General features: G+C 65.5%; 22 protein-coding genes. 8 read left to right on the plus strand and 14 right to left on the minus strand.

What is annotated here, in order from left to right:
• Nucleotides 1-80: 80 nt before the first annotated feature.
• The 6 genes from miaB to ACX1DW_RS19955 all read right to left on the minus strand — a co-directional run bounded on the left by miaB (nucleotide 81) and on the right by ACX1DW_RS19955 (nucleotide 5,554).
• Entirely contained in the window at nucleotides 81-1,394 is a 1,314-nt protein-coding gene (gene miaB, locus ACX1DW_RS19930; RefSeq protein WP_063540865.1) for a tRNA (N6-isopentenyl adenosine(37)-C2)-methylthiotransferase MiaB, read from the minus strand.
• A 98-nt stretch (nucleotides 1,395-1,492) separates the two neighbouring features.
• Nucleotides 1,493-2,029 (minus strand): tetratricopeptide repeat protein, encoded by a 537-nt coding sequence (locus ACX1DW_RS19935; protein WP_458992235.1) that lies wholly within the window; start codon nucleotides 2,027-2,029, stop codon nucleotides 1,493-1,495.
• Between the two features lie 117 nt (nucleotides 2,030-2,146).
• The gene (locus ACX1DW_RS19940) at nucleotides 2,147-2,758 is read right to left on the minus strand and encodes a hypothetical protein (protein WP_156245126.1); all 612 of its coding nucleotides are present in this window, start codon (nucleotides 2,756-2,758) and stop codon (nucleotides 2,147-2,149) included.
• A gap of 8 nt (nucleotides 2,759-2,766) precedes the next feature.
• Nucleotides 2,767-4,050, minus strand: coding sequence for a glutamate-1-semialdehyde 2,1-aminomutase (gene hemL / locus ACX1DW_RS19945; protein WP_045633632.1), 1,284 nt, complete (start codon nucleotides 4,048-4,050; stop codon nucleotides 2,767-2,769).
• Nucleotides 4,051-4,103: 53 nt separating this feature from the next.
• Nucleotides 4,104-4,745 carry a thiamine phosphate synthase gene (gene thiE / locus ACX1DW_RS19950; protein WP_458992236.1) on the minus strand — a complete coding sequence of 214 codons (642 nt, stop codon included), beginning with the start codon at nucleotides 4,743-4,745 and terminating at the stop codon, nucleotides 4,104-4,106.
• Nucleotides 4,746-4,759: 14 nt separating this feature from the next.
• Nucleotides 4,760-5,554, minus strand: a complete 795-nt coding sequence (locus ACX1DW_RS19955; protein ID WP_458992237.1) for a hydroxymethylpyrimidine/phosphomethylpyrimidine kinase — start codon at nucleotides 5,552-5,554, stop codon at nucleotides 4,760-4,762.
• Nucleotides 5,555-5,777: 223 nt separating this feature from the next.
• Here ACX1DW_RS19955 and ACX1DW_RS19960 point away from each other — a divergent pair, with 223 nt between their 5' ends.
• The 5 genes from ACX1DW_RS19960 to ACX1DW_RS19980 all read left to right on the plus strand — a co-directional run bounded on the left by ACX1DW_RS19960 (nucleotide 5,778) and on the right by ACX1DW_RS19980 (nucleotide 13,520).
• Complete coding sequence (locus ACX1DW_RS19960; RefSeq protein WP_458992238.1) at nucleotides 5,778-7,739, plus strand: sensor histidine kinase; 1,962 nt, start codon at nucleotides 5,778-5,780, stop codon at nucleotides 7,737-7,739.
• Between the two features lie 129 nt (nucleotides 7,740-7,868).
• Nucleotides 7,869-9,515, plus strand: coding sequence for an acyl-CoA dehydrogenase family protein (locus ACX1DW_RS19965; protein ID WP_458992239.1), 1,647 nt, complete (start codon nucleotides 7,869-7,871; stop codon nucleotides 9,513-9,515).
• A gap of 488 nt (nucleotides 9,516-10,003) precedes the next feature.
• On the plus strand, nucleotides 10,004-11,515 hold the full coding sequence (locus ACX1DW_RS19970; protein ID WP_102838744.1) for a succinate CoA transferase: 1,512 nt from the start codon (nucleotides 10,004-10,006) through the stop codon (nucleotides 11,513-11,515).
• Nucleotides 11,516-11,735: 220 nt separating this feature from the next.
• Nucleotides 11,736-13,211, plus strand: coding sequence for an AMP nucleosidase (gene amn / locus ACX1DW_RS19975; RefSeq protein ID WP_458992240.1), 1,476 nt, complete (start codon nucleotides 11,736-11,738; stop codon nucleotides 13,209-13,211).
• 66 nt (nucleotides 13,212-13,277) lie between these two features.
• Nucleotides 13,278-13,520: a DUF2789 domain-containing protein gene (locus ACX1DW_RS19980; RefSeq protein WP_063540874.1), complete on the plus strand. Its 243-nt coding sequence runs from the start codon at nucleotides 13,278-13,280 to the stop codon at nucleotides 13,518-13,520.
• Between the two features lie 14 nt (nucleotides 13,521-13,534).
• Here the strand turns inward: ACX1DW_RS19980 and ACX1DW_RS19985 are convergent, their stop codons facing one another.
• The 5 genes from ACX1DW_RS19985 to ACX1DW_RS20005 form a co-directional block, all read right to left on the minus strand.
• On the minus strand, nucleotides 13,535-14,107 hold the full coding sequence (locus ACX1DW_RS19985; protein WP_458992241.1) for a HupE/UreJ family protein: 573 nt from the start codon (nucleotides 14,105-14,107) through the stop codon (nucleotides 13,535-13,537).
• 77 nt (nucleotides 14,108-14,184) lie between these two features.
• Nucleotides 14,185-14,799, minus strand: coding sequence for an urease accessory protein UreG (gene ureG, locus ACX1DW_RS19990; RefSeq protein WP_458992242.1), 615 nt, complete (start codon nucleotides 14,797-14,799; stop codon nucleotides 14,185-14,187).
• Nucleotides 14,800-15,682: 883 nt separating this feature from the next.
• Complete coding sequence (locus tag ACX1DW_RS19995; RefSeq protein ID WP_458992243.1) at nucleotides 15,683-16,375, minus strand: urease accessory protein UreF; 693 nt, start codon at nucleotides 16,373-16,375, stop codon at nucleotides 15,683-15,685.
• On the minus strand, nucleotides 16,372-16,872 hold the full coding sequence (gene ureE, locus ACX1DW_RS20000; RefSeq protein ID WP_133455548.1) for an urease accessory protein UreE: 501 nt from the start codon (nucleotides 16,870-16,872) through the stop codon (nucleotides 16,372-16,374). The genes ACX1DW_RS19995 and ureE overlap by 4 nt, the downstream gene beginning before the upstream one ends.
• 163 nt (nucleotides 16,873-17,035) lie before the next feature.
• Entirely contained in the window at nucleotides 17,036-17,521 is a 486-nt protein-coding gene (locus ACX1DW_RS20005) for a GNAT family N-acetyltransferase (RefSeq protein ID WP_458993421.1), read from the minus strand.
• A gap of 267 nt (nucleotides 17,522-17,788) precedes the next feature.
• Here ACX1DW_RS20005 and ACX1DW_RS20010 point away from each other — a divergent pair, with 267 nt between their 5' ends.
• Together ACX1DW_RS20010 and ACX1DW_RS20015 are read left to right on the plus strand one after the other, a co-directional pair.
• On the plus strand, nucleotides 17,789-18,661 hold the full coding sequence (locus ACX1DW_RS20010; protein ID WP_256076747.1) for a DMT family transporter: 873 nt from the start codon (nucleotides 17,789-17,791) through the stop codon (nucleotides 18,659-18,661).
• 100 nt (nucleotides 18,662-18,761) lie between these two features.
• A complete protein-coding gene (locus ACX1DW_RS20015) occupies nucleotides 18,762-19,625 on the plus strand; it encodes an isocitrate lyase/PEP mutase family protein (protein ID WP_003301755.1) in 864 nt (287 codons plus the stop codon).
• Between the two features lie 6 nt (nucleotides 19,626-19,631).
• Here ACX1DW_RS20015 and ACX1DW_RS20020 read toward each other — a convergent pair whose 3' ends face one another.
• Entirely contained in the window at nucleotides 19,632-20,357 is a 726-nt protein-coding gene (locus ACX1DW_RS20020; RefSeq protein ID WP_458992244.1) for a TorF family putative porin, read from the minus strand.
• Nucleotides 20,358-20,562: 205 nt separating this feature from the next.
• Here ACX1DW_RS20020 and ACX1DW_RS20025 point away from each other — a divergent pair, with 205 nt between their 5' ends.
• Nucleotides 20,563-20,829, plus strand: a complete 267-nt coding sequence (locus ACX1DW_RS20025) for a DksA/TraR family C4-type zinc finger protein (protein WP_102838738.1) — start codon at nucleotides 20,563-20,565, stop codon at nucleotides 20,827-20,829.
• Here the strand turns inward: ACX1DW_RS20025 and ACX1DW_RS20030 are convergent, their stop codons facing one another.
• Nucleotides 20,830-22,011: a GAF domain-containing sensor histidine kinase gene (locus tag ACX1DW_RS20030; RefSeq protein ID WP_253749040.1), complete on the minus strand. Its 1,182-nt coding sequence runs from the start codon at nucleotides 22,009-22,011 to the stop codon at nucleotides 20,830-20,832.
• A 129-nt stretch (nucleotides 22,012-22,140) separates the two neighbouring features.
• The gene (ureC, locus tag ACX1DW_RS20035; RefSeq protein WP_061337584.1) at nucleotides 22,141-23,841 is read right to left on the minus strand and encodes an urease subunit alpha; all 1,701 of its coding nucleotides are present in this window, start codon (nucleotides 23,839-23,841) and stop codon (nucleotides 22,141-22,143) included.
• Nucleotides 23,842-23,864 lie beyond the last annotated feature (23 nt).

The raw sequence follows: 23,864 nt of genomic DNA on the forward strand, positions 1-23,864 counted from the left end.
GAAGAATAGCGCTGCGGGCGCGAAGCGAAAAGCGCAGTCGCGGCCCGGATGCATTCACATGGGGGCCGCATTCCGGCTTCTCAAGCTAGCAAGGTGCCACGCAGCGAGTGTGGCAGCGCGTCATCGATGTGTACGTCGACGAACTGGCCGATCAGTCGCGGGTTGTCGCAGCGGAAGTTGACGATGCGATTGTGCTCGGTACGGCCCTGCAGCATGCCTGGGTCCTTCTTCGAATAGTCGCTGACGAGGATGCGCTGGGTGGTGCCGACCATTCGTCGGCTATTCTCGAAACCCTGCTGATTGATGCGCTGCTGCAAGATGGCCAGACGCTGCTTCTTGACCTCTTCCGGCGTGTCGTCGGCGAGGTCCGCTGCCGGGGTGCCGGGGCGTGCGCTGTAGACGAAGGAGTAGGAGAAGTCGAAGCCGACGTCCTCGATCAGCTTCATGGTCTGCTCGAAGTCCTTATCGGTCTCGCCGGGGAAGCCGACGATGAAATCCGAGCTGATCAGGATATCCGGCACGGCGGCCTTGAGCCGACGGATGCGCGACTTGTACTCGAGCGCGGTGTGGTTGCGCTTCATCGCCGCGAGGATTCGGTCGGAGCCGGCCTGCACCGGAAGGTGCAGGTACTTCACCAGCTGCGGGATGTCCGCATGGGCCTGAATGATGGCGTCGGAGAACTCCAGCGGGTGGCTGGTCGTGTAACGGATGCGACCGATACCTTCGATCGCCGCTACCGCGTGCAGCAGGTCGGCGAAGTCGTGGCCGTCATGGCGATAGCCGTTGACGTTCTGCCCCAGCAGGGTGACTTCCTTCACGCCGTTCTCGGCCAGGTGCACGATTTCCGCCAGCACATCGGCCAGCGGCCGGCTGACCTCCTCGCCGCGGGTGTAGGGCACCACGCAGAAGGTGCAGTACTTGCTGCAGCCTTCCATGACCGAGACGAAGGCGCTGGGGCCGTCGACGCGGGGTTCGGGCAGGCGGTCGAATTTCTCGATCTCGGGGAAGGAAATGTCCACCTGCGGCGTCTTGGTTGTGCGTGCGGCGTCGATCATTTCCGGCAGGCGGTGCAGCGTCTGCGGGCCGAAGACCACATCGACGTAAGGCGCGCGGTCGCGGATCGCCGCGCCTTCCTGGCTGGCGACGCAGCCACCGACGCCGATGACCAGTTGCGGATTATCCTGTTTCAGTTCGCGCCAGCGGCCCAGCTGCGAAAAGACCTTTTCCTGGGCCTTTTCGCGGATCGAGCAGGTATTGAGAAGAATCACGTCGGCTTCTGCCGGATTCTCGGTGATCTCCATGGCCTGGTGTTCGCCCAGCAGGTCCACCATGCGCGAGCTGTCGTACTCGTTCATCTGGCAGCCGTGGGTTTCGATGAAAAGCTTGCGGGTCATGTTACGGGCCGGCGTTGTGCAAAAAATGACCGGCGATTATATGCCCATGGCCGGGCAGGGGAAAGCGCGGACGGATGCCGCAGGGGGGCACCGGTTTCTCAGGGGATCTGTGGGGCGTCGGCGGCCTGCAACTGCATCAGGTAGTCGCGGAAGATCTGGCCGAGCACCTGGCTGGCAATCTCCAGCTCATCCCGGCGCATCTGCGCGGAGACGCGGTCGGCGGTATCCAGCGCTTCGTCTTCGCCGTTGACCGCGGCCATCTTCAGCACAATATAGGCCTGCACATTGTTGGCCTTGACGCCTTCGCCGCGGAAGAACATCACGCCGAGGCGGTGCTGCGCCGCCGCATGGCCGCGCAGCGATGCCTGTTCGAACCAGTACAGCGCCTTGGCCAGATCGCGTGGCGCACGTTTGCCGTCGTAGAGGAATTCGCCCAGCTCGTAGGCGGCCTGCACGTCGCCATCGCTGGCTGCCTGCTGGCAGCTGCGCAGCGCTTCAGGCAGTTCCTCGGGCAGCGTATCGAGGGCACAACGGGCGGTCGCCGGGATCAGCAGGGTGTTCCCGCCAGCCAAAGCCGTGAGAGGCGAGAGAAGCAGCAGACAGCCCAAAGACAGGATGCGGCCGGTGCGGATCATGAAAATCTGGCGCCTCGAGGAGCAGGGCGATAATGAAAGACTGGAACGAGCCAGCCGTCACATTATGGATAAGCTGCTGTCTGCTTACAAAGCCTTTAACGGCCTGCCATCGGCTTTTTATGCGGCCGTTGGCTGTTGCTCGCGCGCGCTGCCCGGCAAGCGCAGCAGCAGGACTGCCAGCAGCGGACTGGCGATCGCCAGCAGCAACGGCTGTGCCCCGGCGAACGGGTTGCCGATCGCCATGCTGCCAGGCAACGGCAGCATGAGCAGCAACAGCACGCCTGCCGCGACGCCGGCGCCACTCGGCAAGCGCTCCGGCCATTGCAGCACGGCGGCATAGATCACTAGCAACGCGCTGGCGAGCAGCAGGCCGAGCGCATAGGGCTCGCTCCAGCCGAGCTGTCGTGCCAGTTCGAAGAACACGCACAGGCCCAGCACCACGCGGCCCCAGTTCGGACGGCTCCAGGCCCAGCGTCGCGCCAGGGTCAGTGCGGCCAGGGCGAGCAGGGGCAAACCGAGTAGCAGGCTGGCGCGTTCCAGCCACTGCTGGGCCTCGGCCATTCCGCCGGCGAGGCCGGTCGCCCCGCTGGCCGCGGCAAGGATGAAGGCGAGCATCGCGCTGAACAGCGCCGGTTGATCCGCTTCGCCGTAACGGCGCCGGGCGCGACCGACAAGGATCGCGCTGGTGGCCGCGGCAACTGTCAGTAGCAGGGCCTGCAGCAGTTCCATCGGCGTGTTCACTTGAGCTTGGCGAAGGCGCGCTCGGCGGCGTCGAGGGTGATGGCCAGCTCCTTATCGCCATGGGCGATGGAGGTGAAACCGGCCTCGAACGCGCTCGGCGCCAGGTACACGCCGCCCTCGAGCATCAGGTGGAAGAAGCGCTTGAAGCGATCGGCATCGCTGGCCATGACGTCGGCAAAGGTCACGATGTCGTCGGCGCCGCTGAAATACAGGCCGAACATGCCGCCGACCTGAGTGGTGACGAAGGGAATGCCGGCGGCGTCGGCGCGATCCTGCAGACCCTGCAGCATGCGGCTGGTATAGGCGCTCAGGGCATCATGGAAGCCGGGGCGGCTGATCAGCTCGAGGGTGGTCAGGCCGGCGGCCATGGCCAGTGGGTTGCCCGATAGCGTGCCAGCCTGGTAGACCGGGCCGAGCGGGGCGATGCGTTCCATGATGGCGCGCTTGCCGCCGAAGCAGCCGACCGGCATGCCGCCACCGATGATCTTGCCGAAGGTCGACAGGTCCGGCGTCACGCCGTAGTAGGCCTGGGCGCCGCCGAGGGCGACGCGGAAGCCGGTCATCACCTCGTCGAAGATCAGCACCACGCCGTGCGCGTCGCACAGGCGGCGCAGGCCTTCGAGGAAGCCCGGCGCCGGCGGCACGCAGTTCATGTTGCCGGCGACCGGCTCGACGATGATGCAGGCGACCTGCTCGCCCTTTTCCTTCAGCGTGGCTTCGACTTCGGCGAGGTCGTTGTAGGCCAGTGTCAGGGTGTGCTTGGCGAAGTCCGCCGGCACGCCCGCTGAGCTGGGTACGCCCTGGGTCAGGGCGCCAGAACCGGCTTTCACCAGCAGGCTGTCGGAGTGGCCGTGGTAGCAGCCTTCGAACTTGATGATGGCGTCGCGCCCGGTGTAGCCGCGGGCCAGGCGGATCGCACTCATGGTCGCTTCGGTGCCGGAGCTGACCATGCGCACCATCTCCATGGACGGCACCAGGCGGCAGACCAGTTCGGCCATCTCGGTTTCCATCGCGGTCGGCGCGCCGTAGGACAGCCCGTGCTCGAGCTGGCGACGCACCGCATCGAGCACCTGCGGATGGCTGTGGCCGAGGATCATCGGGCCCCAGGAGCCGACGTAGTCGACGTAGCGCTTGTCGTCCTCGTCGATGACATAGGCGCCTTCGGCGTGCTTGAGGAACAGCGGGGTGCCGCCGACGCTGCGGAAGGCGCGAACCGGCGAGTTGACGCCGCCGGGGATGTGGGTCTGGGCGCTGGCAAAGAGGGTTTCGGAACGGGACATGCGGGCCTCGCAAAACAGGGGCGGGCCGGCATCAGCGACCCACCGTGGCGGAATCAGGGCGTGTTGAACAGTTGGCTGAAGGCCTGGGCGCGGCGCTCGACCTCGGCGGCGCTGTCGGCGGCGAACAGGGCGTGGATCACGGCGATCATCTGCACGCCTTCGGCGATCAGTGACGGCGCGGTGTCCAGCGTGATGCCACCGATGGCGACGATGGGCAGGCCGATACGGGCGCGGGCTTCACGCAGCAGGTCTTGATTGGCTGCCGGTGCGCCGGGTTTGGTGTGGGACTGGAAGAAACGGCCGAAGGCGACGTAGCTGGCGCCGTCACGCGCCGCCTGCTCGGCTAGCGGCAGTTGCGCATGGCAGGTGGCGCCGATGATCGCCTGGCGGCCGAGCAGGGCCCGCGCGGCTGCCAGCGAACCATCTTCCTGGCCCAGGTGCAGGCCTACGCCCAAGCGCGCGGCCAGCTCGGCATCATCGTTGATGATCAGCTGAGCACCGTGGCGGGCGCAGAGCTCCTGCAGCGCATCGGCCTCGCGCAGCCGCCGCGCTTCGTCGCTGGTCTTGTCTCGATACTGCAGCAGGCGGGCGCCGCCCTTCAGTGCCGCCTCGACATAGGGCAGCAGGTGGCCATCGGCCAGCAACTTGCTGTCGGTGATGGCGTACAGGCCGCGCAGGCGGGACGATTCCTTCATGCGCTGCTCTCCAGTCAGGCCAGGTCCAGGGGCAGGCGGCGCGGCACGTACTGGCCGTGGCCGGGGGCCTCGGCATCGCGCAGCGTGCGCCAGGTGTAGTCGAGCGCCGAGCGGACCGCGCTGGTCAGCTCCTCGCCCAGTGCCAGACGACCGGCCAGGGCGCTGGCAAGCGTGCAGCCGGAGCCGTGATAGCTGCCCGGCAGGCGCGCGCAAGTGAAGTCGTGACGACTGCCGTCGCGGCAATACAGGCGGTTGTGCACTTCGCTCTCGTCGCCATGGCCGCCGGTGATCAGCAGGTGGCGGATATGCGGCAGCAGGCGCTCGGCACACTCGTCGGCGCTGCCCTCCGGCAGTTCGGCAAGGATCCGAGCTTCCGGCAGATTCGGCGTGGCGATGGTGGAAACCGGGAACAGCCGCTCGCGCATGGCATAGCCGACATCCTCCTTGCCCAGCGCACCGCCACCGCCGGCGCGCAGCACCGGGTCGCAGACCAGCGGCACGCCCGGCAGCCGGGCCATGACCTTGAGCACCGTCTCGACCATCTCCACCGAGCCGAGCATGCCCAGCTTGACGGCGGCGATGGGCAGGTCGGCGATCACTGCGTTGGCCTGGGCGAGTACCCACTCGCGGTCGAGCACGCGGAAGTCGGAAACGTTGACGGTGTCCTGCACGGTGAGCGCGGTGACGGTCGGCGCGGCGTGGCAGGCCTGTGCCAGCAGGGCTTCGATGTCCGCCTGCAGGCCGGCGCCGCCACTGGGATCGTGGCCGGACAGACAGAGGACGACGGGACGGGAAGTGAAGTTTTTCATGGCGTGCGAGCTTATCACCAAACCGCGCTGGCGGGACGCGGCAGTTGTGCGTCTATCCGCCACCGCCGCGCGCACCGGTCATCGGCCAAGTCATCCTGGCGAATCGGCTTTTTCCGGGTGCGCACGCCGCTGTGGTAGATTGCTGGCACTTTGGTTTTCGGACCGGGCGACGGAGTTCACCGACGGTGGGTTCGCAGTAGTCGCCTGGCCTGCACGAGGCATCATGCGGTACGTCTTCCTCTTCTTCCTGGCTGTTCTGCCTGCCTTGGCCGCCGCCGTCGAGCTCGACGAACACACCCGTCATTTGCCGCTCGGGCAGATGATGGAAGTGTTCGAGGACCCGCGCGGGGAGATCGGCATAGAGGACATCGCGTCGCCCGCATTCGAAAGCCATTTCCAGCGCAATCGCACGCCGGTTTTCAACGCCGGCTATTCACGCTCCGTGCACTGGGTTCGCATCGATCTGAGCTACCGACCGCAGATCGCCCAGGGGGCGAGGCGCTGGTTGCTGGAAGTGGCGTATCCGCCACTGGACAGCCTGCAGCTCTATCTGTCCGACGGGCAGGGTGGCTACCGCCTCGCCCGGGATACCGGCGACACCCGGCCCTGGGCCAGTCGCGAGATCCGTCAGGGCAACTACCTGTTCGAACTCGAGCTCCAGCCCGAGCAGCCGCAGCGCGTCTACCTGCGGGTGGAGAGCGAAGGCTCGATTCAGGTGCCGTTGAGCCTCTGGTCGCAGCACGCCTATCTGGAGGCGCAGCCGGGACGCATCTACGTACTGGGCATGATCTATGGCGTGCTGCTGGCGATGCTGGTCTACAACCTGTTCATCTATATCAGCATCCGCGACCAGAGCTACCTGTTCTACATCCTCTACATCGCCGCGTTTGGCCTCTACCAGGTCTCGGTGAACGGCGCCGGGGTGCAGTTTCTCTGGCCGGATCGGCCCTGGTGGGCCAACGCTGCGACGCCCCTTCTGATCGGCGCCACCGGGTTGTTCGGCTGCCTGTTCACCCGCAGCTTCCTGCGCACCGCCGAGCACAGCCGTTGGATGGACCGGCTGTTGCGGCTGATCATCGGTTTTTCGGTGGTGGTCATGGTGCTGGCGCTGACCACCGACTATGGCCTGTCGCTGCGCCTGGCCACCGCGCTGGCGCTGCTCTTCACCCTGGCGGTGTTCGCCGCCGGCATCCTGGCCTGGCTGCGCGGCATGCGTGTGGCGCGCTATTTCATCATCGCCTGGAGCGCGTTGCTGGTCGGAGGGCAGATCAACACCCTGATGGTGCTCGGCCACCTGCCGCACAACTTCCTGACGATGTACGCCAGCCAGCTGGGGGCGGCGCTGGAGGTGGTGCTGCTTTCGATGGCGCTGGCCGATCGCATCAACGCGCTGAAGGACGAGCGGGCAAAGATCCTGGAGAACGCCCGCTCCGACCTGGAACAGCTGAACCGCGAGCTGGCCGAGAGCAACCGGCTCAAGGACGAGTTTCTCTCCAACATCAGCCACGAGCTGCGCACGCCGATGATGGGCGTGATGGGCGCGCTCGAGCTGCTGCCTACGTCAGAGTCGGCTGACGAGCTGCAGCAGTACCAGCACATCGCTACCGGCTCGGCGCGGGACATGATGCGCCTGGTCAACAACATCCTGGCGCTGAGCGAGCTGCGTGCAGGCAAGCTGCGGCCCCGTATCGGAGAGTTCCGCCTGCGCCAGATGGCCGAGCGCTTGCACCAGCAATTCGCTCCCGCGGCGCAGGAAAAGGGCCTGGAGTTCGAGCTGGAGGTCGCCGCCAACCTGCCGGACCGCGTCTTCGGCGACGGCGAAAAGCTCGAACAGAGCCTGACCCACCTGCTCGACAACGCGCTCAAGTTCACGTCGCGCGGCCACATCACGCTGCGCTTCGGTGGCGAACCAGGGGAGCATCACCTGCTGCTGCAGGCCGAGGTCATCGACACGGGCATCGGCTTCAGCGACGCCGATGAGGCGTTCCTCTACCACCAGTTCCGCCAGGTGGATGGTTCCATGACCCGGCGTTATGGCGGCCTCGGCATCGGCCTGGCGATCAGTCGCGGTCTGCTGGAGGTGATCGGCGGACAGCTCGACCAGCAGTCGCGTCCCGGCCTGGGCAGCCGTTTCCGCATCAGCGTTCGCCTGGCGCTCATCGATCCGCACCAGGCGATTGCCTGACGCGCGGACCTTTTGGCCGATACCTCGCTTCAACCGTCGCGTCAGCACATGCTTCACTGGCTGTGCGTCGCCGGTTGCCGGCTACGCTTGCTGGCAACCGCCGCATCGGTCAAGAAGGAGGACGCCTGGATGAATCCGCAAAGCTGCGCCGAAACCCACGAGGTCACCAACCAGGTGCCGCCCCTCGACGGCGCCAACCTCTACCGTCTCGACCTGCCGCTGCAGCAATGGGTGCAGCGCTATCATGCCGGCTGGGCGGCGGAACGCCTGGACGCCTACGGTGCGCTTGCCGGTGGCCCGTTGATGCAGGCCGGTTTTCTCGCCAACGAGAACAAGCCGGTGTTCAAGAGCCATGACCGCTACGGTCATCGCATTGATCTGGTGGAGTTTCACCCGGCCTATCACGAGCTGATGCGTGCGGCTATCGAGCACGGCATCCCCTCGCTGCCGTGGACCGATCCGCAGCCCGGCGCGCAGGTGGCGCGCGCCGCCCTGATGTACCTGCACAACCAGGCCGAAGCCGGCAGCAGTTGCCCGCTGACCATGACCTACGCCAGCGTGCCGGCGCTGCGCCTGCAGCCGGATCTCGCCGAGCGCTGGCTGCCGAAGATCCTTGCCCGCCAATATGACCCACGCAACCTGCCGATGGAGCAGAAGGCCGGCGTCACCATCGGCATGGCCATGACCGAGAAACAGGGCGGCACCGATGTGCGCGCCAACACGACCCGTGCCTTTGCAGTCGGTGCCGGGGGCCCCGGCCAGGCCTACGAGCTGACCGGGCACAAGTGGTTCTGCTCGGCGCCGATGTGCGATGCCTTCCTCACCCTGGCGCAGACCGACAAGGGGCTGACCTGCTTCCTGCTGCCGCGGCATCGCCCGGACGGCACGCGCAACCAGTTCTACATCCAGCGCCTGAAGAACAAGCTGGGCAATTGGGCCAACGCCTCCAGCGAAGTCGAGTACCGTGGCGCGCTGGCCTGGATGGTCGGTGAGGAAGGGCGCGGCATGCCGACCATCATCGAAATGGTCTCCTCGACCCGTTTCGACTGCATGATCGGCTCCAGCTCGCTGATGCGTCAGGCACTGACCCAGGCCCTGCATCACTGCGCGCACCGCCAGGTCGGCGGCCGGGTCCTGCTAAAGCAGCCGCTGATGCAGAACGTGCTGGCCGATCTCGCGCTGGAAAGCGAGGCGGCGCTGGCGCTGACCCTGCGCATGGGCCGCGCCCAGGACAATCGCCATGACGAGCACGAAGACAAGTTCGCCCGGCTGGTCACCGCTGTCGGCAAATACTGGATCTGCAAGCGCGCACCGAACATGATCGCCGAGGCCAGCGAATGCCTGGGCGGCGCTGGTTATGTCGAGGAAACCATCCTGCCGCGGCTGTACCGCGAGGCGCCGGTGAATTCCATCTGGGAAGGTTCCGGCAACGTGCAGTGCCTCGACGTCTTGCGCGCGCTATCGAAGGAGCCGGGCGTGCTGGAGGTGCTGTTCGCCGAACTAGGCGACGGCCACGGTGATGCACGGCTGAAGGCGCATATCCAGCGTTTGAAGGCGGCCTTCGGCGACACCGAGGACATCCAGCACCGCGCCCGCCAGCTCACCGAGGACGTTGCCGTTGGCCTGCAGGGCAAGCTGCTGCTCGAAGCCGGCAACGCGGCCGTATCCGATGCCTTCATCGCCAGCCGCCTTGCAGGGCGCGGACGGGTCTATGGGACGTTGCCGCGCGGGCTCGACATCGACGCAGTGCTGGCCCGGAGCGCTCCGCAGCTGTGATGGGGGACGTGGGACTCTGCCGTTGTAAACGCCCGGCCGGGTGCGAGCATGGCGACGAAGACCTGCTCGGGAAGTGACGGCGGTGTCCGGTTCGTTTCCAGATTTGACAGAGGTCGGGCGGCGCTTTGAGCGCGGTGACAGACCGGGCGCCCCGATTCCACGGCGTACGGCGGCGGGTGAATGCTGCACAGTCGGCCGCTCGTGGTTGCGCTGGGCGCGGATACCGGCTATGACCTCTCCTGTGCGGCGGCCTGCTAGTACCTTTGTATAACAGCCAAAAGAGCTGGTGCTCCTAGAATGGGGCGAGCGACTACGTTACGGGGTTGCAAGTGCCGCATGATTTTTTGAGGTTCCGATATTGAGCGGCAAAAGACATGGGCGCTTTGTCTCCGGACATCAAGTGGCCGTCTCCCTGCCTCGTCAGGCCTGGCGAATTTCTTTGCAGAGCCTTCACGGACGAGCATTCGATGAGTTTCTGAGGTGAGTTCATGGCAACCGATCTAAACAAGTACATCCGCAACGCAGCGTTTCTCGACAAGGTCGTCTCGGCAGAAGAGGCCGCGTCGTGGATCGAGGACGGCATGACGCTGGGCATGAGCGGCTTCACCCTGTTCGGGGAGCCGAAGGTGTTCCCGAAGGCGCTGTCCGAGCGCGGCCAGCGCGAGAAATTCAAGGTCAACCTGTTCACCGGCGCGTCCATGGGCCCGGCGGCCGACCAGTCGATGGCCGAAGCCGGCATCATCAACAAGCGCATCCCGTATCAGGGCAACCCGGTACAGCGCAAGAAGATCAACGCCGGAGAGGTGCTCTACATCGACCAGCATCTGTCCCACACCGCCGAGCTGCTGCGTCAGGGCGTGCTGCCGCAGGTCGACTACGCCATCATCGAAGCGGCGGCCATCACCGAAGACGGCCAGATCATCCCGACCGGTTCGGTCGGTAACTCGCCGATCTTCGTGCAGAACGCCAAGCACGTGATCATCGAGCTGAACACTTCTGCTCCGCGCGAGTACGAAGGCATGCACGACATCTACATTCCCGGTCCGGCCGGCGAGGATTCGCGCAAGGACATCCCGGTCTATAACGTCAGCAAGCGCATCGGCTCGATCGGTATCCCGGTCGATCCGGCCAAGGTGCGTGGCATCGTGCTGTCCAGCGAGCCGGACATTCCTTCCCCACTGTTCGAGCCGAACGCCGAAACCCAGAAGATCGCTGACAACCTGCTGGACTTCCTGCGTGAAGAAGTGCGGCTGGGGCGCCTGACCAACAGCCTGGCTCCATTGCAGTCCGGTGTGGGCTCGGTGGCCAACGCGGTGCTGGCCGGCATGAAGACCTCCGAGTTCAAGGACCTGACAGTCGCTTCCGAGGTGCTGCAGGACGGCGTTTTCGACCTGATCGACGCCGGAGTGGTGAAGTTCGCCGCCGCGACCGCCTTCTCGCTGTCGAAGAAGCGCGTGGACAACCTGGCCTCTGACCTAGCCAAGTACGCCGGCAAGGTGGTGTTCCGTCCGCAGGAGATCTCCAACCATCCGGAAGTGATCCGCCGACTGGGGATCATCTCCTTCAATACCGCGCTGGAAGCCGACATCTACGGCAACGTGAACTCCACGCACGTCAACGGCACCCACATGATGAATGGTATCGGCGGCTCGGGTGACTTCGCCCGCAACGCACGTATCAGCATCTTCGTGACGACCTCGACGGCGAAGGACGGCAAGATCTCCTCCATCGTGCCGTTCGTCACGCATGTGGATCACACCAACCACGACGTCGACGTGATCATCACCGAGCAGGGCTATGCCGATCTGCGCGGGCTGGCGCCCGTCGAGGCGGCGGCGCGAATCATCAACAACTGCATGCACCCGGATTACCGGGCCCAGGCGCTCGCCTACCTCGAAGAGGCGAAGCAGCGTGGCGGCCACACCCCGCACGTGCTGGAAAAAGCCTTCTCCTGGCACGCCAACTTCGCCAAGAACGGCACCATGCTGCTGGACAAGTAATCGGTAGGAGCCTGTGCGGCTGATGCAGCAATGCATCGGCGGCGGGCTCGAAGCGGTGCCCAAATCCGACGCCAGGCGCTGGCGTCGGATTTTTTTTGCCCGTGACGGTGCACATTTGCAGCGCGCCGGCGTCTCTGATGCGACTCCATCCGCTCGGCTGCGTATACATCCGTCACCAAATGCGGCCAAGATAGGCCGATGTGTTAAGCCAGGATGAGCCATGACTTCCAACGAATCCAGATCCTTCACCGTCGCCACCTGCGCTGAGGAGGCGGTCGACAAGCTGGCCGAGCTGCACGCGCAGGCCACCGCAGCGCTCAACCAGGCGCTCAAGCGCTACGTGGCCAGCCGCACCGAGCCGAGCCAGCAGGAGCGCAGCCTGTTCCGCTATCCGCAGCTGCGCCTGACCTATGAATGCCATGGCGAAGTGCCGGCCTCGACCCGCGCCTACGCCAAGGTGCAGGCACCCGGCGTATACAGCGTCACGGTGACCCATCCGGCAGCGTTCCGTGCCTATCTGCTCGATCAGCTGAAACCGCTGATCCAGGACTTCAACGTCACCGTTGAGGTCGGCATGAGCGACCGCAACATCCCTTATCCCTACGTCATCGAGCAGGGCGACGAGCTGGCCGGTAGCGGCGTGACCGCCGCCGAGCTGGCGCGGGTATTCCCCAGTACCGACCTGTCCGCCGCGACCGACGACATCGCTGACGGGCTCTATGACTGGGAGAACGCCGATCCCTATCCGCTGGCACTGTTCGATGGCGCGCGGGTGGACTTCTCGCTGCGCCGGCTGGTGCACTACACCGGCAGCGACTGGCGCCATGTGCAGCCCTGGATCCTGCTGACCAACTACCACCGCTACGTCGACCAATTCATTCGCCACGGCCTGGACATGCTGCGTGACGACACCCGTTTCACCCGCATGGTGCTGCCGGGCAATGTGATCATCGAGCGTGGCATGGAGGAGGGCGAGGCGCAGGCGATCATCGGCGGCGTGCTCTGGCATCGCTACCAGATGCCGGCTTATCACCTGATCGCCGACGATGGCCATGGCATCACCCTGGTCAACATCGGCGTCGGTCCTTCCAACGCAAAGAACATCACCGACCACCTGGCCGTGCTGCGCCCGCATTGCTGGCTGATGATCGGTCACTGCGGCGGGCTACGGCAGTCGCAGTCCATCGGCGACTACGTGCTGGCCCACGCCTACATGCGCCGCGACGGCATCCTCGATCGGGTGTTGCCGCCGCACATCCCGCTGCCGGCGCTGGCCGAGGTGCAGCAGGCGCTGCAGGAATCGGCCGCGACGGTAACCGGCGAGCAGGGCGAAGCGTTGAAGAAGCGCCTGCGGACCGGCACCGTGCTGACCTATGACGACCGCAACTGGGAGCTGCGCTGGGCGCAGGAGCGACCGCTGATCAACCTGTCGCGGGCCGTTGCGGTGGACATGGAGAGCGGCACCATCGCCGCCCAGGGCTACCGCCTGCGGGTGCCCTACGGGACACTGCTGTGCGTATCGGACAAGCCGCTGCACAGCGAGATCAAGCTGCCCGGCTCGGCCAACGCGTTCTACGAGCGGGCCGTGACCCAGCACCTGAAGATCGGTATCACCGCACTCGAACTGCTGCGCAACCAGCTCAACTCGCTGCACTCGCGCAAGCTGCGCAGTTTCGACGAGCCGCCGTTCCGCTGACGCCGGCGCTTTCGCGGGAATGAGCAATACTCATAGCGTTCATTCCCGCGAGCACCGGAGGTCAACATGGAACAGTCGATCCACGCCTTCCATAACCTGTTCGAGCAGTTGGGCCTGCCCAACGACGATGTCTCGATCAGGCGATTCATCGAAACCCATTCGCCGCTGGCAGACGATGTCTATCTGGCCGACGCGTCGTTCTGGACGCCGGCCCAGGCGGCATTCCTGCGCGAGGAGATTCTCGAGGATGCCGACTGGGCCGAGGTGGTCGATCGCCTCAATGTCGCGCTGCGGCGGCGCTATCACTGAGGCATGGCTGGTTTTCAGCCGGCCAGCAGCCAGGCGCCCGTGACTGCCGAGGCGCCACCGGCGATGCGTACCAGCGGTGCGGCTGTCTGCGGCAGCAAGCGCACCATTGTGTAACCGGCGGCATGCAGAGCAACGGTGGCAACAATGAAACCGGCGGCATAACCCCATGGACTGGACAGCTCCGGCAGTTCCAGTCCGTGGGCGACGCCATGGCTGGCGGCGAACAGCGCGGTCAGCGCTGCGGCGACGACCAGCGGCGGGCGAATTGCCAGGGCTACCAGCAGGCCGAGGGCCAGAACCGAGCCGGCAATACCGGTTTCCATCAGCGGCATTTCGATTCCGGCGAAACCGGCCAGGCCGCCGAGCAGCATGGTGGCTACGAAGGTCAGCGGCAGCGCCCAGCGCGCCTTGCCAGTCTGTTGGGCGGCCCACAGTCCGACGGCAACCATCGCCAGCAGGTGGTCGAGGCCGAAGATAGGGTGGGCGATACCGGACATCACGCCGGCATGGTCATGCCCGGGGTGAGCCAAGGCCAGCGCAGGGCTGAGCAACAGGGCCGAGGTGGCTAGGATTTTCTGTACGTTCATGCGAGTTCCTCTGATTGCAAGGCTGAGAGCTGGACCGAGAAGCTGGCACTCGGTCGATGTCCGTTTGATGGGTGAGGTCACGCGGCTCTGAGCATTCCCTGTTTTTCGATAAAGGCGATGATTTCCTCGAGACCCTGGCCGACCTTCTGGTTGCTGAAGACGAACGGGCGCTCGCCGCGCATCTTGCGGGCGTCGCGATCCATCACCTCCAGCGAGGCGCCGACCATGGGTGCGAGGTCGATCTTGTTGATCACCAGCAGGTCGGACTTGCAGATGCCCGGGCCGCCCTTGCGCGGCAGCTTGTCGCCGGCGGAGACGTCGATCACGTAGATGGTCAGGTCCGACAGCTCCGGGCTGAAGGTGGCCGAGAGGTTGTCGCCGCCGGACTCGACGATGATCAGATCCAGGCCGGGAAAGCGCCGGTTAAGCTGCTCCACGGCTTCGAGGTTGATCGAGGCGTCCTCGCGGATCGCCGTGTGCGGACAGCCGCCGGTTTCCACGCCGATGATCCGCTCGGGCGCCAGGGCCTCGTTACGCACGAGGAACTGGGCGTCTTCCTGGGTGTAGATGTCGTTGGTCACCACGGCGAGGTTGTAGCGGTCGCGCAGGGCCTGGCACAGGGCGAGGGTCAGGGCGGTCTTGCCGGAACCGACCGGCCCGCCAATACCGACGCGCAGGGGTTGGGTGTTCATGGGAGTTCTCCTCTGGAAGGCAGAGAGGCTGCCTCGGGGTTGATGCGAAGGGCGTGCCGCTGCCGATTGGGGCAGGGGGGAATAGAAATCGTTGGGTGATCGATGGTGGCGTACGCAGTGTTGTCAGGCGCCGCGCTTTCCTCGGCTGGGACTACTGGTTGCGCCTTGCACGGCGCGTCACTTTCTCTTGTCTCGCCAAGAGAAAGTAACCAAAGAAAAGGCGACCCCGACATCCGGACTGGGCGTCCCCGGTTTGCTGCGCAAAACTCCCCTCCCTCCGGCATTACTCCGGGGGATGTGGTCCGAGCCGGTTGGAAGTTTCTAAACGGGTCCGTAGGGTGGGTAACGCGAAGCTTACCCACCGGTTTGAAAAGTAATACGCCATGGCTCGGCGAGAGCGTGCTTGTAGCCTGCGGTGGAAAATGCTGCGCAGTTTTCCACCCTACATCGCGGGCGAGAGATAGCGGCAGGGCTGTCTGTAGGTCGCTGGCGTTACCCTCAGCTTGTTTTTTCTTATACGGACGATCAGGCGACATCAATTGCCCCTTCAGGAGGGTGAACGGAGTCGTTGTGGAGAGGGGCGAGCGGCATGGATGCCGCAAGAGCCGTAAAGGGCCATGGATGGCCCTTGTACGGCGACCCTCGGAGCGGCGGCGGAGAGAACGAACCCTTCGCGAAGCGAAGGGCCGAATGCAGGGGCAAGCGTTTTTGCTTACTTTTTTCGCGACTGAAAAAAGTGAGTCGCCCAACAGGGCGAAACCTAAGGTCAGTGCCCATAACGACGCCGCGCCGTCGAGGGAAGCTGCTCCCGCCACCACCTGTGCACCGCCTCGGCCTGCTCCTGTGCAGCTGCGCCCGTAGCACGGGGCTCGCGCCAGTTCTCTCATGACCTAAACAACCGACTGTACTGCCGCTCATGCGCCATGCTGGTCAGCACCAGTCCAAACGGCGCACTGCCCCATTCCCGCTCCGGCAGCTCGCTGGCTTCCCGCTGCGCCTGGCTCAGGACCGGCAACAACTGCGAGGTCAAGCGCTGCGCCGCCTGCTGCCCCAGCGGCAGGGTCTTCATCAGCACCGCCAGCTGATTTTCCAGCCAGCCCCACAACCAGGCGGCCAGTGCATCGGCGGGTTCGATCCGCCAGGCGCGGGCGGCCAGCGCCCAGGCCAGGGCCAGGCCGGGCTCGTCGGCGGCCGCGAGGCAATCGCGGGCCGGCTGGTCGAGTTCCGGCAGGCCGTCGAGCAACTGCGCGAGGGAATAGCCCATCTGCCGGCTTTCCAGCTGCAGCTCGCGGGTTTCGCGGCTGGCGCGGTGTTCGGCAGCCAGTTGCAACAGGCGCGGCCAGTCGTCCTGTGCCGCTGCTTCGCAATGCGCGAGCAGCAGCGGCGCCTCGAAGCGGGCGAGGTTGAGCAGCAACTGATCCTCCAGCCAACGCCGGGCGCTGTCCGGATCGTTCACCAAGCCGTTTTCCACCGCCATTTCCAGCCCCTGGGAATAGCTGTAGCCGCCGATCGGCAGCTGCGGGCTGGCCAGCCGCAGCAGCGCCCAGGCCAGGCCGGGAGTAGCGGCCGCGTTCACGGGCGCACGCCGAACTGGTGCAGGCGCGGTGCGTAGCTGAACTCCGCTTCGCCAGCGTGGGAATGGTGATGGCCGCCACCGTAGGCGCCATGCTCCGGCTGGAAGGGCGCCTCGATGTGTTCGACGCTGGCGCCCAGCTGCAACAGCATGTCCTTGAGCACGTAGTCGTCGAGCAGCCGCAGCCAGCCGTCACCGACCTGCAGGGCGACATGGCGGTTGCCCAGGTGGTAGGCCGCGCGGGTCAGCTCGAAAGCACTGGCGCAGGTGACATGCAGCAGCTGCTCGGGGCGTGCGCGTACGCGCACGACACGGCCATCACCGGCGAGCAGGCATTCGCCATCGTGCAGCGGCGGCTGGCCGCGTTCGAGAAACAGGCCGACGTCTTCGCCGCTGGTACTGAAGCAGCGCAGGCGACTCTTGCTGCGCGCGTCGTAGGTCAGTTCGAGTTCGGCCTGCCACTCGGGGCGGGCGTCGATGCGTTGGCGAATCACCAGCATGTGCAGAGTTCCGGTCGGATCGTTTCCGGAACAAGAGCAAGTGGCTTGCCAACCGAGCCCATGTATCGCGATCACTGCGGCTGTCGGGCCTGCGTGCCTGATAATGGGGCTTTGGGCGCACCTTCACGGTGCACGTGTCGGGGGCGGGTCTGATGCGTGCGCCTTACTGGTGCAGATCGCGCACCATATACACCGCCGGGATCTGGTAACTGGCCAGGTTGCCGGCCTGCGGCGGGTCGAGTTCGTCGTGGGCTTCGTAGCCCAGGCGCGACCAGAAGCCGGTGGAATCCTGCACCGAGACCAGTGCCGAATAGCGCAGCTGTGCGGTGCCGGCCTGTTGCAGGTTGTGCCGCACCAGTGCCGGGCCTATGCCGCGGCCTGCGGCTCGTCCGGCCACGGCGAGGTCATGCAGGTAGAGGCAATCGGGTTCGCCGTCGGTGCAGAACTCCCCGTCCAGCGGGGTCACTTTGCCCAGGCGCGAGTGATAGGCGAACAGGTAGGCGCATACGCCGTCGTCATCCTCGGCCACCCACGCCAGCTGCGGAAATGCCGCCAGACGCGAACGGATCACCGCCTCGCCTTCCAGGACCTCGGCGGCATAGGATTCTTCCTGGATCGCCAGGACGGCAGGGATATCGCGCTCCTGCATCGCTCTCAACTGGTACATCACGACTACACTCGGACGCCGCGAAACGCCGCGCGGCTCGGCAAAAAGCCGGCGATCATACGCCAATTGCCGGCGTTCCGCTTGCCGTCAGGCGGCGCGTCCGCGCCCCGTCAGCCCACGCAGCGGGACGGACAGGGCAGTGGCACCCCCCGTCCTCGCTGGGCTGAAAGGTTTCAGCTGATTGGTGCAGCGGTGCGACAAGATGACAGGCATAATGGTTAGCCTGCTAACAAGTGGCTGAGGCCTGCGTTGAACGATCACCATCACCCGCTCTACGGCGTCCTGCTGATATTGCTGTCGGGTCTGTTGCTGGCCAGTCATGACGGGCTGGCCAAACACCTCTCGGAAATCTACCCGGTGTTTCTGGTCATCTGGGCTCGTTACGTCGCGCAGACGGTGCTGATGACCGCGCTGTTCGTGCCGCGCATGGGCCAGCGCGTGTTTCGCACCCTGCGCCCGTGGCCACAATTGCTGCGCGGGCTGAGCCTGGTCAGCGTCAGCCTGCTGTTCATCAACGGCCTGCATTTCATCCCGCTGGCCGAAGCCACCGCAGTGATCTTTCTGACCCCGGTGCTGGTAACCATCGCCTCGGCGCTGCTGGGCGAGCGGGTCAGTCGCAGCCAGTGGCTCGCCGTGGCCTTCGGTCTGCTCGGGGTGGTGATCATCGTGCGCCCCGGTTCGGCGCTGTTCACCCCGGCGGTGCTGTTGCCCTTCGGCGCGGCGCTGTCGTTCACCGTGTATCAGCTGGTGACCCGGCGCCTGGCCGGTACCGACCACCCGGTGACCAGCAACTACCTGACCAGCCTGGTCGGCTGCGTGACACTGAGCGTGCTGGTGGTCTTCAACTGGCGGACGCCAACGCTGCACGACGCGCTGCTGATGGGTGCGCTCGGCGGCATGGCGATGCTCGGCCACCTGCTGCTGACCAATGCCTTCCGCTTCGCCAGCGCGGCGACGCTGGCGCCGTTCACCTACGGGCAGATCGTGTTTGCCGGGGTGGTCGGCTATGTCGCCTTCGATCACGCGCCGGATGCCGGAGCGCTGTTCGGTATGGCGGTGATCATGGCCAGTGGCCTGTGCATGGCTTATGTGCAGCGCCGCCAGGGGCCGGTCGAGGGATAACCAGCGAAAATGTGCCATTCGGCCGACCAGGCAGCTTCTCAACAACACTGAAATGAAAAGACAGGGCGAATCGACCCTTGCGTGCACCCTTGGAGCCTATATGCCGCGACTCTCTCATCACGACCTGCGCCGCAACTTTCGCGAGCTGCTGAACGCCGACCGCTGCTTCCACACCGCCTCGGTGTTCGACCCGATGTCCGCGCGCATCGCCGCCGACCTCGGCTTCGAAGTGGGCATCCTCGGTGGCTCGGTGGCCTCGCTGCAGGTCCTCGCCGCGCCGGACTTCAACCTCATCACCTTGAGCGAATTCGTCGAGCAGGCCACGCGTATCTGCCGTGTCGCCCAGTTGCCGGTGCTGGCCGACGCCGATCATGGCTACGGCAACGCGCTGAACGTGATGCGCACCGTTTCCGAACTGGAGCGCGCCGGGATTTCCGCGCTGACCATCGAGGACACCCTGCTGCCGCCCAAATTCGGCCGCCGCTCCACCGACCTCATCGGCATGTTCGAGGCCGTCGGCAAGATCCGCGCGGCGCTGGAGGCGCGAGTCGATCCGGAAATGGCCATCATCGGCCGTACCAATGCTGGCGTGATCGGCTTCGAGGAAGTCATCGCCCGCGCCCAGGCCTACGAAAAGGCCGGCGCCGATGCCATCTGCCTGGTCGGCATCGAAGATTTCGACCACCTGGAGAGCATCGCCAGCCAACTCAGCAAGCCACTGATGCTGGTCACCTACGGCAACCCCAACCTGCGCGACAACGCGCGGCTGGCGGCGCTCGGCGTACGCATCGTGGTCAACGGTCACGCGGCCTACTTCGCGGCGATCAAGGCGACCTACGACTGCCTGCGCGAACAACGCCAGGTCGATGCGCTGGACCTGAACGCTTCGCAGCTGTCGGTCAAATACTCCACGGCCGATGAATACGTCGTCTGGGCCGAGGAGTACATGCAGGTCAAGGAATAGCCGCGCTCAGAACAGCTGCCGCTCGGCACGGAAGGTCAGCAGGCCGTCGCAACGCGGGTTCTGTCCCGAGTAGGCGCTGCAGGCCTGGCCGCTCAGGCTGGAGTCGCTGTAGGACAGGTTCAGTTGCAGGCCCAGCCAGGGCCGCGAGAGGTCGAGCGACCAGTCGCTGAACATGTCCACGCTGCCGCCACCGTCGAGATAATGCGGTGTGGCCAGCGCGTGGCTCGAGTACTTCACGCGGACGCCGACGGCGAATGGCGTCACCGTGCCCAAGTCCAAGTAGAAGGTGCTGTCGGTGCGCCCGGCGGCACTGTTAAGCGCCGCACCGAGGCGGCGATCGCCCAGCGTCAGGCCACCGTAGTATTCGTGTCGATCCCATTCGGGCAGTTCCGGAAAGCTGTAGCGCATCAGGCCGATCTCGTAGCCGAGTTGGTCATGATCGTTCTGCTGGGCGTAGCCGAGATAGGAGTTCACCTCGAGTTGCCTTCCCTCGACCAGACCGACGCTGGGGGACCACTGCCCGACATACAGCCCGCTGGCATGGGTGAGATCGAGCCCGCCATGGAATGCATTGCCGGTACTCGGTTGCACCAGCCCCTGAGCCATGCTGCGGGCGGGCTCGGTGCCCAGCTTGAGATCGAAGGTGCCCAGTTCGCGTTCGAGCACCTGTGGTTCGCTGGCGCAGCCCGCTGCCAGGAGCACGCTGGTTATGATCGGTAAGATGCGCTTCATGCTGGCTGCCCTGCCGGTTCGCAAAGGCCCGAGGCACTAAGCCGTCGGCGTAAACCGAGGCAGGATAGGTGACTGTGCCGCTCGGGTTGCGCCATCCGTCGATTGCCCGGCGTCATTCGATGGGCGGTATCGCCTGGGGTGAGCATCCGCCCGCGCAATGACTCCAAAGCAGAACAGCATCGAGAGCCGATGCGGGAGGTGAGCAATGGCGACAGGTTGGGCAGGTGATGGTGCCGTCCAGGAGCAGATCGACAGCACGGTCGAAGACGCGGTGCAGCGTGCCCGCAGCAAGCTCGCCCGCGGCGAGAGCCTCAAGCATTGCGAGGAGTGCGGCGCGGCCATTCCCGAAGCACGGCGTCTAGCGGTACCCGGCGTCAGGCTGTGCATCAAGTGCCAGGCCGAGCAGGACAAGGAAGACGCCAGGTTCAGCGGCTATAACCGCCGTGGCAGCAAGGACAGCCAGCTGCGCTGATCAGGCGCGCTGCAGCGGCATGCGGAAGGTGAAGGTGGTACCGGCCTCGGCGCTGGAGGTTACCTGCATGCCGCCGCCATGGGCTTTGGCCACCTGGTCAACGATGAACAGCCCCAGTCCAAGCCCGTTGCGCGAGGTGTCGTCTTCCTGGGAATAGGCATGGAACAGTCGTCCCAGCCGTTGCGCCGGGATTGGCGTGCCGCGATTGTGCACCGCCAGCTGGAAGTGCTCGTCGATCACCTCGGCCTTCACGATCACCGGACCAGTGCTGGCGCCATGGTGCAGCGCGTTGGTGATCAGGTTGGCCAGCAGCTGGGCGATCCGGTCCGGGTCGCATTCGAACACCGGCAGCTCCGGCACCTGTTCGAGAATGACTCGGCGTGGATGGGCGGTGCGCAGTTCGGTGACCACCTGCATCAGCGTGAGATGCAGGTTGGCTGCGGCGGTCCAGTTCAGCGGTATGCCATTGCCCAGCTGGCCGCGCGCGAAATCCATCAGATCATCGACCATGCGCGAGGCGCGCTGGCTGGACGTGCGCACATGCTCGGCGAGCTGCTGCGTGCCGCGTTCCGTCGAGCGCCGGACCAGCAGATCGCTGGCCGCCTGGATCGAGGCGAGCGGGGTGCGCAGGTCGTGCCCGAGCAGGGCGATGAACTGCTCGCGCTGGTGGCCAGTGATGCGCTCGTCGGCCAACGCTGCACGGGTGGCCTGCTGCTGCTCCTCGGCTTCGATCTGCAGGGTCAGCAGGCGCGCGAAGGATTCGAACATTGCCCGCGTTGCCGGGCTGGACAGGTCGCGTGGCAGTGGATCGAGCGCACAGAGCGTGCCGAAGAAACTACCGTCGGCGCGCAGCACCGGCACCGAGATATAGCTTTCGAAGCCATACATCTGCGGCGTGTGATGGTTGCAGTAATCGGGGTCGGCGCTGACCTGGCTGATGATGATCGGCTGGTGCGAGGCGTGGATCTCGCTGCACAGCGTCGTGGTGATATCCAGCTCGCCACCGACCTTCAGGCCGAACTCGATGCGATCGAGCACGGCGCATGCGGTCCAGTTCGTCTCGGTGACGCGGGCAACCGCAGCGAAGCGCAGGCCGGTGGTTTCGCTGACCACCTGCAGGATGGCCGGGACGGCGCTGATGCGCTGGACGGTGAGCAGGTCGTCGAGGATGGATCGCACCATCTGCAGGCCCTGAGCGGCGAAAAAAGGCCGGCCACTTTAACATGGCCGACCTCTTCTGCAGGCGGCGCTCAGCCGAGCGGAGCGGGTTGCGCCGCGCCGGTGAGCGGCGACTGGTTACGCATCAGTCGATCAGAACAGAAAGTAGCGCTGCGCCATCGGCAGCACTTCGGCCGGCTCGCACCAGAGCAGCTGGCCATCGGCGCGCACCTGATAGTTCTGCGGGTCGACCTGGATGTCCGGCGTGTAGTCGTTGTGGATCAGGTCCTTCTTCTGCACCTGACGGCAACCCCGGACCACGCCGATCTTCTTCTTCAGTCCCAGCTGTTCCGGTACGCCGGCCTCGAAGGCGGCCTGGCTGATGAAGGTGAAGCTCGACGCATGCAGCGAACCGCCAAAGCTGGCGAACATCGGCCGGTAGTGCACCGGCTGCGGCGTCGGGATCGAGGCGTTGGCGTCGCCCATCAGGCTCGCGGCAATGGCGCCGCCCTTGAGGATCAGGCTCGGCTTCACGCCGAAGAACGCCGGGCGCCAGAGCACCAGGTCGGCCCACTTGCCCACTTCGATCGAGCCCACCTCGTGGCTGACGCCGTGGGTAATCGCCGGGTTGATGGTGTACTTGGCGATGTAGCGTTTGGCGCGGAAGTTGTCGTTGCCCGCGCCGTCGCCCGGCAGGGCGCCGCGCTGCTTCTTCATCTTGTCGGCGGTCTGCCAGGTGCGGGTGATTACCTCGCCGACGCGGCCCATGGCCTGGCTGTCGGAGCTGATCATGGAGAACGCGCCGAGATCATGCAGGATGTCTTCGGCGGCGATGGTCTCGCGGCGGATGCGGCTCTCGGCGAAGGCGACGTCCTCGGCGATGCTCGGGTCGAGGTGGTGGCAGACCATGAGCATGTCCAGGTGCTCGTCGATGGTGTTGCGGGTGAACGGCCGGGTCGGATTAGTGGAGCTGGGCAGCACGTTGGCGAAGCCGCAGGCCTTGATGATGTCGGGCGCGTGGCCGCCACCGGCGCCTTCGGTGTGGTAGGTGTGGATGGTGCGGCCCTTGAACGCGCCGAGGGTCGTCTCGACGAAGCCCGATTCGTTCAGCGTGTCGGTATGGATGGCCACCTGCACGTCGTACTGGTCGGCGACCGACAGGCAGTTGTCGATGGCGGCCGGGGTGGTGCCCCAGTCCTCGTGCAGCTTGAGGCCGATGGCACCGGCCTTGACCTGCTCGATCAGCGGTTCGGGCAGCGAGGCGTTGCCCTTGCCGGTAAAGCCGATGTTCATCGGAAAGGCGTCGGCGGCCTTGAGCATCATCGCCATGTGCCAGGGGCCGGGCGTCACCGTGGTGGCGTTGGTGCCGGTAGCAGGCCCGGTGCCGCCACCGATCATGGTGGTCACGCCGCTCATCAGCGCCTCTTCGATCTGCTGCGGGCAGATGAAGTGGATGTGCGAGTCGATGCCGCCGGCGGTGAGGATCATGCCTTCGCCAGCGATCACTTCGGTGCTGGCGCCGATGGCGATGGTCACATCGGGCTGGATGTCCGGGTTGCCGGCCTTGCCGATGGCGGCGATGCGGCCGTCCTTGAGACCCACGTCGGCCTTGACGATGCCCCAGTGGTCGAGGATCAGCGCGTTGGTGATCAGGGTATCGACCACCTCGGCGGCGCACAGCTGGCTCTGGCCCATGCCGTCGCGGATCACCTTGCCGCCGCCGAACTTCACCTCTTCGCCATAGGTGGTGAAGTCTTTTTCGACTTCGATCCACAGGTCGGTGTCGGCCAGGCGCACCTTGTCGCCAACGGTGGGGCCGAACATGTCGGCATAGGCTTGGCGGGAAATCTTCATCCGTATCGTCTCGCGTAGGGTGG

The sequence above is a fragment of the Stutzerimonas sp. KH-1 genome, assembly GCF_054483855.1.

What these genes read in the sequence shown, in the direction of transcription:
- miaB (WP_063540865.1), bottom strand. Translation starts at nt 1,394, where the DNA reads ATGACCCGCAAGCTTTTCATCGAAACCCACGGCTGCCAGATGAACGAG.
- ACX1DW_RS19935 (WP_458992235.1), bottom strand. Translation starts at nt 2,029, where the DNA reads ATGATCCGCACCGGCCGCATCCTGTCTTTGGGCTGTCTGCTGCTTCTC.
- ACX1DW_RS19940 (WP_156245126.1), bottom strand. Translation starts at nt 2,758, where the DNA reads ATGGAACTGCTGCAGGCCCTGCTACTGACAGTTGCCGCGGCCACCAGC.
- hemL (WP_045633632.1), bottom strand. Translation starts at nt 4,050, where the DNA reads ATGTCCCGTTCCGAAACCCTCTTTGCCAGCGCCCAGACCCACATCCCC.
- thiE (WP_458992236.1), bottom strand. Translation starts at nt 4,745, where the DNA reads ATGAAGGAATCGTCCCGCCTGCGCGGCCTGTACGCCATCACCGACAGC.
- ACX1DW_RS19955 (WP_458992237.1), bottom strand. Translation starts at nt 5,554, where the DNA reads ATGAAAAACTTCACTTCCCGTCCCGTCGTCCTCTGTCTGTCCGGCCAC.
- ACX1DW_RS19960 (WP_458992238.1), top strand. Translation starts at nt 5,778, where the DNA reads ATGCGGTACGTCTTCCTCTTCTTCCTGGCTGTTCTGCCTGCCTTGGCC.
- ACX1DW_RS19965 (WP_458992239.1), top strand. Translation starts at nt 7,869, where the DNA reads ATGAATCCGCAAAGCTGCGCCGAAACCCACGAGGTCACCAACCAGGTG.
- ACX1DW_RS19970 (WP_102838744.1), top strand. Translation starts at nt 10,004, where the DNA reads ATGGCAACCGATCTAAACAAGTACATCCGCAACGCAGCGTTTCTCGAC.
- amn (WP_458992240.1), top strand. Translation starts at nt 11,736, where the DNA reads ATGACTTCCAACGAATCCAGATCCTTCACCGTCGCCACCTGCGCTGAG.
- ACX1DW_RS19980 (WP_063540874.1), top strand. Translation starts at nt 13,278, where the DNA reads ATGGAACAGTCGATCCACGCCTTCCATAACCTGTTCGAGCAGTTGGGC.
- ACX1DW_RS19985 (WP_458992241.1), bottom strand. Translation starts at nt 14,107, where the DNA reads ATGAACGTACAGAAAATCCTAGCCACCTCGGCCCTGTTGCTCAGCCCT.
- ureG (WP_458992242.1), bottom strand. Translation starts at nt 14,799, where the DNA reads ATGAACACCCAACCCCTGCGCGTCGGTATTGGCGGGCCGGTCGGTTCC.
- ureE (WP_133455548.1), bottom strand. Translation starts at nt 16,872, where the DNA reads ATGCTGGTGATTCGCCAACGCATCGACGCCCGCCCCGAGTGGCAGGCC.
- ACX1DW_RS20005 (WP_458993421.1), bottom strand. Translation starts at nt 17,521, where the DNA reads ATGCAGGAGCGCGATATCCCTGCCGTCCTGGCGATCCAGGAAGAATCC.
- ACX1DW_RS20015 (WP_003301755.1), top strand. Translation starts at nt 18,762, where the DNA reads ATGCCGCGACTCTCTCATCACGACCTGCGCCGCAACTTTCGCGAGCTG.
- ACX1DW_RS20020 (WP_458992244.1), bottom strand. Translation starts at nt 20,357, where the DNA reads ATGAAGCGCATCTTACCGATCATAACCAGCGTGCTCCTGGCAGCGGGC.
- ACX1DW_RS20025 (WP_102838738.1), top strand. Translation starts at nt 20,563, where the DNA reads ATGGCGACAGGTTGGGCAGGTGATGGTGCCGTCCAGGAGCAGATCGAC.
- ACX1DW_RS20030 (WP_253749040.1), bottom strand. Translation starts at nt 22,011, where the DNA reads ATGGTGCGATCCATCCTCGACGACCTGCTCACCGTCCAGCGCATCAGC.
- ureC (WP_061337584.1), bottom strand. Translation starts at nt 23,841, where the DNA reads ATGAAGATTTCCCGCCAAGCCTATGCCGACATGTTCGGCCCCACCGTT.